Origin of the sequence: Marinobacter sp. UBA2498, assembly GCF_002341575.1 — a bacterium.
Lineage (GTDB): Bacteria > Pseudomonadota > Gammaproteobacteria > Pseudomonadales > Oleiphilaceae > Marinobacter > Marinobacter manganoxydans.
Map to the genome: position 1 here is coordinate 322 of NZ_DDOI01000110.1, position 9199 is coordinate 9520.

Sequence of the window (9199 nt, forward strand, 5' to 3'; positions counted from 1 at the left end):
CACGGCTCCACAACGTGGAGCGGCTTCACCAAGCTTTACGGTGACGTCACCAATTGCCAGCGAGCGCCCGAGCCATTCCTGTTCGGCTAATCCAGATATCTCCGGCAATGTTTCAATGATCAGGTTGGGCCGAAACCGTTCTACGTTCCAGTCGGGGCCGGGGTGGATTGATCGCATATGATTTAGGCTGGCGGTGGTGATGATGTGAAACGGCGACACCAGGAAGAAAGTCCCGAGTAACGACACATAGGTTTGCATCTCGTCAGGCAGATTATCCAGGTCCGGCAGTGGCTCGCCGGGCTCCCTTGCGAAGGTTGCCTTCAATTCAGTCAGCCAGGAATGATCATCGCGCTTGAAACGCTGATAGAACTCCGCGTCACTTTTGGGGCGTAACGATTGCAGCTTGCTCTTATGGCCTACCAGTTGGGATATTTTGTCATTCACATCGCGATCAGAGCTTAGTTTGACCTCGCCATCCGGAAAGAGGATTTCGACGGTTTCCGCGTTATCAACGGCCTTGCAACGGCACTGCAACAACTCCGGTCGGAACTTGCAGCTCTGAATCTCCTGGCGGGCGACGTCCTGAACAGCGAGAACCCGATCCCCGGAAACACCCATTGATCCGATATCTGCCCTTGTTAACGATTCGCCAGCCATTCCTTTTACAGGGTATCGCCATATGGACGAGACGGTCCCAATCCTGATCATCGCTTCCTCCTTATCCGCAATCAAAGTAAATCAGGGAGAAGCCATGGCCCATACGTCATTTACCCCCATGCACCAAACTACTTCGAGGGGCGTGGCGTTGGGCTACCAGTCGCTAATGAGCATAGCGTTACTGGAAGAGAGCGTTGCAACCAGGAGGCAAATGTCTAAGCTGCAGCTAAGAATCAACGGTTACAAATAAGCCCTCAACGGGGCGTGAACTATGTGCCGCACTGCTGTGTTCAGCTTTAAGCACGAAAGGAGAGAGCGTGCATCAATCAGCTGCCGAGTGGATTGTGTCGCTACTGAGGGAAAGGAACATTCCCTTCCTCATTTGTGGCGGGCTCGCTGCAAGGGGATATGGCTCTCAGCGCGATCTGCATGACATTGATCTCTTTGTCCCTGGGGAGCACTTTTTGTCTGTGGTCCAGGCAGGGCAGCCGTTTGTATCCAAAGCGGCTGCCCACCGCCAGGAAGAGGGCTGGGACCTGACCTACGTCCAGTTCAAATATGAGGGTGTCAAAGTGGAGGTAGGTAATGCCGACGGTGCACAAATCTTCGATGCACAAAATAAAGCCTGGGTTGCGCTAAACATCGATTTTTCTCGATTCGAGACTGTGCACTTACTTGGCCTTGAGCTTCCCTTGATGCTGAAGGAGGATCTTGTCTGGTATAAATCCCTACTCTCAAGGCCGGTTGATATCGAGGATGTCCGGGCTATTCAGTAACAGCGATAGAGAAACACCGATGACTTTTCATTCTGGTTCCTGCCTTTGCGGCACCGTGACATTTGGGATTGAAGGCGATTTCGAGAACTTTTACCTGTGCCATTGCCAGCACTGCCAAAAAGATACGGGTTCTGCGCATGCAGCCAATCTGTTTTCGCAATCCGCCAAATTGACGTGGCTGGCCGGTGAGGATGCCGTGACGTCCTACACGCTTCCGGGTACTCGCCACAACAAGAGTTTTTGTAAGCTGTGTGGTTCCGCACTGCCGGGCACTCAGCTTGAAGGTTTGCTCGTGGTTCCGGCAGGGTGTCTGGACACTGAAGTCTCCATAAAGCCAACGGCGCATATTTTCACGGCGAGCAGGGCAGCCTGGGATGAGGCGCTTGAAGAGGTACCCGTGCAATGACGGAACTCACACAGGTGGCAGGCCTGTCTACGGAGCAGCTTCCAAACATTGAACGCCATCTTGACCGGTGCTATCTCCAGCCAGGGAAGGTACCCGGCGCGCTGACACTGGTCGCCCGGCGAGGGGAGATTGCCTATGTGAAAGCTCAGGGGCTGATGGACGTGGAACGCAACAAGCCGGTCCGCCGGGATACGGTGTTCCGAATCTATTCCATGACCAAGCCGATTACGTCTATCGCCATGATGCAGCTTTATGAGCAGGGGCGGTTTCTACTGGATGATCCCGTACACAAGTATATTCCTGCCTGGAGACGCCAGCGGATTTATAAAAGCGGGGTTTATCCGAACTTCCTGACCACGCCTGCATCCAGCACCATGACGATTCGCGACCTGTTCACGCATATGTCAGGCCTGACTTACGGGTTCATGCAGCGCACCAACGTTGACGCTGCCTACCGCGAGCTCAGGCTGGATGGCAGCCGGAGTATGTCGCTGGAAGCCCTGGTCGATCACCTGGCCGAGCTGCCGCTGGAGTTCTCCCCGGGCACAGCCTGGAATTATTCGGTCAGCACGGATGTGCTGGGGTATCTGGTGCAGTTGCTGTCGGGCAAGCCGTTTGATGAGTATCTGCGGGACCATATTTTTGAGCCTCTGGATATGACTGACACCGGCTTCCACGTTCGGGATGATCAGCTTGACCGCTTCGCTGCCTGCTATCAGTACCAGGCCGGAGATCAGTTCACGCTGCAGGATGACCCCGAGACGTCTCCCTTCCGGCGCAAGCCCCAGTTCATGTCCGGCGGTGGCGGGCTGGTTTCCACCATCGACGATTATTTCCACTTCGCCCAGGCCCTGTGTCAGGGTGGCGAGTTCCGGGGCCGGCGGATTATTGGTCGAAAAACCCTGGAATTCATGTGTCGTAACCATCTGCCCAACAATCAGGACCTGCCGGGCCTGTCTGTGGGTGCATTCAGCGAGACACCGTTTGCCGGGACTGGCTTTGGTCTGGGTTTTTCGGTAAAAACGGACGTCCCCAAATCCCAGACCAACGGATCGGTTGGTGAATACGGTTGGGGTGGCCTTGCGAGCACTAACTTTTTTGTCGATCCCGTTGAGGAACTGGTGATGATTTTCATGACGCAACTGATTCCGTCGTCCACCTACCCAATCCGTCAGGAGCTGCGGGCGATCGTTAACGGAGCGCTGCTATGAACACAGATTCAACACCCTATCCAATCGGAACGCCCGGCACTCCATGGGGCGAGGCAGAGCGCGCCGAGTGGTTGTCACGGCAGACCCGTCAGCGCAGTTACGAGGCGGAGGTGTTGAGTGTGATCGAGCGCCTTGGCGCGCGGTTTGATGTGGAAGAATATGGCGGGCTGGATTACGGCCCGGATTATTATCCGCTGAAGGCGATTCGCAGCCGCGACTGGAACAACGACCTGCCCGTGGTGCTGATCACGGGCGGCGTTCACGGTTACGAGACCAGTGGTGTTCATGGCGCGCTTGAGTTCCTCGACAAGCACGCGGAGGATTATGCCGAGCGCGTGAACCTTCTGGTTGCGCCCTGTGTCAGCCCCTGGGCGTACGAGCGCATTCATCGCTGGAACCGGAATGCGATTGATCCGAACCGCTCGTTCCATGACGACAGTCCCGCGGAAGAGTCGGCCGCCCTCATGCGGTTGGTTGCGCCGGTTCGTGAGCATGTTTTGATTCATATCGACCTTCACGAAACCACCGATACCGACGAGTCGGAGTTCCGCCCGGCGCTGGCCGCCCGCGACGGCAAGCCATTCGAGCCGGCCGGCATTCCTGATGGCTTCTATGTGGTGGACGATAGTGAACACCCGCAGCCAGATTTCCAGCAGGCACTGATCAAGGCGGTGGAGCAGGTGACGCACATTGCACCGGCCGACGAGAAAGGCGAGATTTTCGGCTCACCAGTGGTTGCCCGGGGCGTGATCCAGTATCCGCTCTCGCAGTGGGGCCTGTGCGCTGGCATGACCCGCGCTCCCTACCGGACCACCACCGAGGTGTATCCCGACAGCCCCCATGTAACCCCCGAGCAATGCAATGCCGCGCAGGCCGCGGCGGTGTGTGCTGCCATCGACTATGGGCTTACTCACTCTCAATAGGCCAAATAAGTGGGAAAGCTGACTAGCCGGACTCGGATAGATAGGGCTGCGCCAGGGCCTCAAGCTTTTCTTCTCTGAGTTCGCCGATGGCATTCCATATGTGCTCTGCAAGCTCCGGGTTTGCCGCTTTGAATTCCCGTGAGAGCATCAGGTAGTAGGGCTTGGTTTTGAGAGGGGGATCAATCCGGACAATGCCCGGGAGCTGCCTGGCGTTCTGGCGTAACAGAAAATCGGCGGTGACCGATTGGAGCGCAACGGCATGAACGCGTCTGGCAGTCAGTAACTGCAGGCTCTGCCTGGAACTCCGAACCTTGATTACGGAAACGCCCAGGTTTTCTAGATCGTTCACGATTGAGTAGCCCAATGGGGCGCCAACGGAAAGGTCCGTGTCTTCGAAAGCCTTGCCGCTCCAGCCCAGCTCTGTATCTGGCAGGGCATAGAGATTGTAGCTAATGGTGGTTAGTCGGCGGGTAGGGTCAACCTGACCGTCCCGCCAAGGGTATTCGCCAATTCGGGTGCGGGCAGCATTGTAAGAAGCATTGAAGATACCATCCACCTGGCCGGTTTCGAGCATGGCCAGGCATCGTTTCCAGGGGTATCGGCTGAACTTGATCCGCAAATCCGGTACCCGCTCTTCCAGCAACTTGACCAGCTCTACCGCTGCGCCGGGTTTCTCCAGAACCTCCTGGGTGTCGCCCATGTAATAGGGGAATTGCGTTTTATCTTCGTAGGCAACATGCAGGACGGTTTCTGCATGGCCAATTCGGGCTGGACTCCAGAGAAGCAGAATGGATAGCGCGAGAGCGAGAACTGCATGAAGACACGCTTTCATGGGCATGCTCAAAAGAGTGAAGAGACAGGAATAGCTTAGTTTGTGGCGAGGAATTTTCAATACATCTTTCCATTGAGACCAGCAGGTCTGGCATCGGGCTGGAATGTATAAGACCATGCTCTCCATACTTTCGAAAAGAGGCCATTACGGCCCGGGAGACCTGATCAATGAAGTACAAGAGTCTTGGGTTTTTGTTGGCGGTTGGCGCTTTGACGGGCTGTCAGACGTCCTCTCATGTTTCTTCCGCAGCTATGGATGGAGACGGCATTACCTGTAATGAAATCTACCAGGCATTTTCAGCCTATGAGAGTGACCGGCAATCCGCGGCGGCCTGGGCCCAGCTGGGCACCTTGATCAGCCCCAGTGCCGGGAACTACGCGGATATGGGCGTGAAAACCGCCGCGAAATACTACGATCAGATAAAGGCGGCAACGAATATCTCTCTCGCTGTGCGCGGTTGTCAGCCGGTGCAGTGACGCACGGCCGCATGCAAAACGGGTGAATCAGTTCTGCATGCGGATATCGTCTTTCCACCGGAAGCCCACGCCACCGGCCTGCCATACGCCGTCTTTGTTGAACGGGTGGGGGCCGGCCATGTTGATGTATTGGGGCAGCCCGAAATGGGGCGACAGGTTTCTCGGTGCCTTGATGGTGACCCGGTCCATGATGCGCAGACCCTGCTGCTCTGCCGGTAGGTGAGCTTCTGGCGCGGCGCGGTGGGCGACGGCCCAGTTATCGATAAATAACAGATCGCCGGTTTCGTATTCGTAGCGAATTCCGTAGCCACCCTCGAAGGAATCGTTCAGCAGATCGTTGTAATCGTTGAACAGTTCCTTCATGGCGGCCTCGTCCAGCAGGTGGAAACTGTCCGCGGGTGCAGGCAGGGTCTTCAGCTGGTCGAGCGTCAGACCTTCTTCCGGCAGGCGCTCCAGCACGGCGCCGGTCATGCCCAGATGCAGCCAGACACTCTTGCGACCGGAAATCGGGTGGGTGTGAACCACGGGGTGGGTCACACTGGATGCGGAGTTTACCGACACCAGTCGTTCCCAGAAATCCTGTTTCTCCGGAGGGAGTGCGTCAAAGGCCGCACCCTGGTGCGCGAAGTGGGTGCCGCCGCCATTCTCGGGCGCACGGGCCATGTAGTAGGCGCTGTGGGAGAAGGTGGCGGCTTCGAAACTGCCATCGTTGTGCCATTGCGGGCCAACGCCGAGAATGCCCTGGCGGCCATCGTTGGAGCAGCGGAAAATGTGCCGGTTGCGGCCGGGTGTTGCGGGATGCACGCCGTGGGTGGAATGGAGCTCGCGCCCGCCCCACCATTTGCAGGCTTCAATCAGTTCATCGGGGGAAAGGCCGGCCTGGTGCTTGAATACGATGAACCCGCGATTTGCCATTTCCTCTTCCAGGGCCTTGATAGCCGGCTCTGGCAGCTGGTTGCGCACGTCGGATCCGTAGATCTCAACGCCAATAGGATCCAGAGGCTTGAGGGTTAAACCTTCCTGTTCGAGCAGTGCCACGTTATCAGGGTTCAGGGGCGCTACGGTGGAGGTGGGTTCGCGGGTCTTTTCCAGGGTCTGTGCCATAACCTTCACTACCATGCTGCTCGCTTTTTAGACAGCCTAACCCGTTGGGTTTCCGGATTTCAAATACGATGTCCGTTCCGCCCGATTTTGGAACTGGCCTCCTGCGGGCCGGTGCCGGCAAGACCAAATCCCGTTTGCCTTCGTAGATGCGGCCTCTAGACTGATAGTGGTAACCAAAAACCGAGAGGAATGGCCGTGACTCCCAAATCCCTTTTGCGCCGCACAGCGGCATTGATAGCGTTCGTGATGTCCGGATCGGTAATGGCTGCTGATCCCGTGGTGGTGTCCTCCAAGATCGACACCGAGGGCTCGGTACTGGGGCAGATGGTGTTGCAGTCCCTGGAGGGGGCGGGTATTCCGGTTGAAAACAGACTGCAGTTGGGTGGCACCAGCATCGTCCGCAATGCGATCAAGGCCGGCGAAATCGATATCTACCCCGAGTACACCGGCAATGCTGCGTTCTTTCACGATCAGGCGGATCGGGATATCTGGAAAGATGCGGATAAGGCCTACCAGGAGGCTGCTCGCCTGGATAAAGAGGCACATAACATTGTCTGGCTGGAACCCGCCGAAGCAAACAACACCTGGGCTATGAGCGTGCGGGGCGATCTGGCGCGGGAAAATAACCTGGCCACACTCGAAGATCTTGCCGAGTACATCAATGAGGGCGGTGCCTTCAAGTTTGCGGCCAGCGCCGAGTTTGTGGAATCCGCCAGTGCCTTGCCGGCGTTCCAGGAGGCCTATGGCTTCAAGCTGGAATCCGACCAGCTGTTGATTCTTTCCGGTGGCAACACGGCGGCGACATTGCGCGCGGCGGCCCTGAATAACAACGACGTAAACGGTGCGATGACCTACGGCACCGATGGCGGGCTGGATGCGCTGGATCTGAGGGTAATGGAAGATACCGCAGGCGTTCAGCCGGTGTATCAGCCAGCGCCGATCGTGCGTGGCGAGGTGCTAGAAGCCTATCCGCAGATCCGGGAAGTGCTGACGCCGATCTTCGAATCGCTGGATCTCGAAACGCTGCAGCGCCTAAATGGCCAGGTGGCGGTGAACGGGGTACCGGCGGATACCGTCGCCCGGGATTACCTGGATTCCCTGGCCCAGGACTGAGGTTTGTCGATTTACAGCTCTGTTGCCTCGAACACCATGCCGAACCGTGTCCTGCCTGTGCTGGGGTGTCTTGCCCTGGCGCTGGTCTGGCTTTTGGACCTGGGCGTCATTCAGCCCAACCGCATCGTTCCGGGTACCGGTCACGGCCTCATTTCGGCCGTTGGCGGGCCCTGGGCTGGCCTGGTGTCACTGGTTCTGGCTGGCTGCGTTCTGCTGTCTTTTCTGCCGTTGCGCCGGCGGTACCTGCCGCTTCTGGGCCTGGTAGGCCTCTCCCTGGCGCTGCTGCCCCTGTTGCTTGAGATCTTCGCGGGCCGGCACCTGCCGGAAGACGCACCTTACGCGCGGTCGTCCATCGGAGCCGGTTTCTGGTGTTTGCTGTTTTTGCTGTCGCTGATGCTGATCGAAATTCTCGGGCGCCTCGGGAGCGGGCGAGGGCTGCAGCTGATGATACTGGCCGTCATCGTTGGCAGCTGGCTGTGGATCCTTCGAGGCGGTGGGCTGGAGAGTCTGTCGCTGGTTCGGGAATTCAACGCCCGCCCCGACAAGTTCGAGCAGGCCCTGTGGACTCATCTGGCACTGGCCTTTGGCGCGGTCGGCATCAGCGCCGGTCTGGCTTTTCTACTGGCCCTGAAGATGATTCGTAGTGTGGCCTGGCGCCGTCCCATCCTTGGCGCGGTCAGCTTTCTTCAGACTATTCCCAGCCTGGCGGTATTCGGGTTACTGATCGCACCGCTCAGTGCGCTGGCGGCTGCTTTCCCCGCGCTTCAGGCCATGGGTATTCGTGGCATTGGCTGGGCGCCGGCCTTGCTGGCTTTGGTGGCTTACAGTCTGTTGCCCATGGTGCGCAACACCTTCGTCGCGCTTACCGAGGTGCCGGAAAGCCTCGCCGATGCCGGGCGGGGTATGGGAATGAACGAGCGACAGCTGTTCTTCAAACTCAAGTTGCCACTAGCGCTTCCCGTGATTGTGGAAGGCGTGCGCATTACCACCATCCAGGCCATTGGCCTGACCGCGGTTGCCGCGCTCATTGGCGCCGGCGGTTTTGGCAGCTTTATCTTTCAGGGCCTGGGGCAGGCGGCGATGGATCTGGTATTGCTTGGTGCGCTGCCCACCATTGCACTCGCGCTGCTGGCGGATGCTCTGCTCACCATGCTGGCGGCCAGTCTCAAGCCGACACCGGCGACGGCCTGACAGGAGAGGGATAAGCCCGGATGATTGAACTGAAAAACGTTACCCGCCGCTTTGGAGATGCCGTGGCGGTGGACCGGATAAACCTCACGGTCGAAACCGGCGAAGTGTGCGTGCTGGTGGGCAGCTCAGGCTGCGGCAAGTCGACTACCCTGCGGATGATCAACCAGTTATTGCCCCACAGTGAGGGCCAGATCCTGGTGGATGGTAACGATGTTACCGCCATGAACCCCGAGCAGCTGCGGTTGAACATGGGTTATGTGATTCAGGGCACGGGGCTGTTTCCACACTGGACGGTGGCCCGCAATATCGCCATGGTACCCCAGCTTCTGAAATGGCCACGGGAGCGGATCGACGAGCGCGTGCATGAGTTGCTGACGCTGCTGGATCTGGACCCGGCCACCCACGCCAACAAATATCCCCAGCAATTGTCCGGCGGGCAGGCTCAAAGGGTGGGCGTTGCCAGGGCGTTGGCTGCCAACCCCAATATTCTGCTGATGGACGAACCCTTCG

The 9199-nt window shown here is 58.0% G+C and carries 11 protein-coding genes; 8 read left to right on the plus strand and 3 right to left on the minus strand.

What is annotated here, in order from left to right; genetic code table 11:
• On the minus strand, positions 1 to 708 hold a 708-nt coding region (locus B2W52_RS15400), incomplete at its 3' end, for an MOSC N-terminal beta barrel domain-containing protein (RefSeq protein WP_286803694.1).
• Positions 709 to 974: 266 nt separating this feature from the next.
• Here B2W52_RS15400 and B2W52_RS15405 point away from each other — a divergent pair.
• The 4 genes from B2W52_RS15405 to B2W52_RS15420 are packed head-to-tail and all read left to right on the plus strand — an operon-like array spanning position 975 to position 3973.
• Positions 975 to 1433, plus strand: coding sequence for a hypothetical protein (locus tag B2W52_RS15405; RefSeq protein ID WP_273070823.1), 459 nt, complete (start codon positions 975 to 977; stop codon positions 1431 to 1433).
• Positions 1434 to 1452: 19 nt separating this feature from the next.
• Complete coding sequence (locus B2W52_RS15410; RefSeq protein WP_273070822.1) at positions 1453 to 1839, plus strand: GFA family protein; 387 nt, start codon at positions 1453 to 1455, stop codon at positions 1837 to 1839.
• Positions 1836 to 3050 (plus strand): serine hydrolase domain-containing protein, encoded by a 1215-nt coding sequence (locus tag B2W52_RS15415; RefSeq protein WP_273070820.1) that lies wholly within the window; start codon positions 1836 to 1838, stop codon positions 3048 to 3050. Before B2W52_RS15410 ends, B2W52_RS15415 begins: the two co-directional genes overlap by 4 nt.
• Entirely contained in the window at positions 3047 to 3973 is a 927-nt protein-coding gene (locus B2W52_RS15420; RefSeq protein WP_273070819.1) for a M14 family metallopeptidase, read from the plus strand. The genes B2W52_RS15415 and B2W52_RS15420 overlap by 4 nt, the downstream gene beginning before the upstream one ends.
• 22 nt (positions 3974 to 3995) lie before the next feature.
• Here the strand turns inward: B2W52_RS15420 and B2W52_RS15425 are convergent, their stop codons facing one another.
• On the minus strand, positions 3996 to 4805 hold the full coding sequence (locus B2W52_RS15425; protein WP_273070818.1) for a substrate-binding periplasmic protein: 810 nt from the start codon (positions 4803 to 4805) through the stop codon (positions 3996 to 3998).
• Positions 4806 to 4972: 167 nt separating this feature from the next.
• On the opposite strand from B2W52_RS15425, the gene B2W52_RS15430 reads away from it, so the two are divergent.
• Positions 4973 to 5281, plus strand: a complete 309-nt coding sequence (locus B2W52_RS15430) for a hypothetical protein (RefSeq protein ID WP_008170638.1) — start codon at positions 4973 to 4975, stop codon at positions 5279 to 5281.
• Positions 5282 to 5308: 27 nt separating this feature from the next.
• On the opposite strand, the gene B2W52_RS15435 is transcribed toward B2W52_RS15430, so the two are convergent.
• Positions 5309 to 6385, minus strand: a complete 1077-nt coding sequence (locus B2W52_RS15435) for a TauD/TfdA dioxygenase family protein (protein WP_286803695.1) — start codon at positions 6383 to 6385, stop codon at positions 5309 to 5311.
• Positions 6386 to 6574: 189 nt separating this feature from the next.
• On the opposite strand from B2W52_RS15435, the gene osmF reads away from it, so the two are divergent.
• The 3 genes from osmF to B2W52_RS15450 all read left to right on the plus strand — a co-directional run.
• Positions 6575 to 7498, plus strand: a complete 924-nt coding sequence (gene osmF / locus B2W52_RS15440; RefSeq protein ID WP_286803696.1) for a glycine betaine ABC transporter substrate-binding protein OsmF — start codon at positions 6575 to 6577, stop codon at positions 7496 to 7498.
• A gap of 36 nt (positions 7499 to 7534) precedes the next feature.
• Entirely contained in the window at positions 7535 to 8689 is a 1155-nt protein-coding gene (locus B2W52_RS15445) for an ABC transporter permease (RefSeq protein ID WP_219123385.1), read from the plus strand.
• A gap of 20 nt (positions 8690 to 8709) precedes the next feature.
• A partial coding sequence (locus B2W52_RS15450) for an ATP-binding cassette domain-containing protein (RefSeq protein ID WP_286803697.1) occupies positions 8710 to 9199 on the plus strand: 490 nt, incomplete at its 3' end.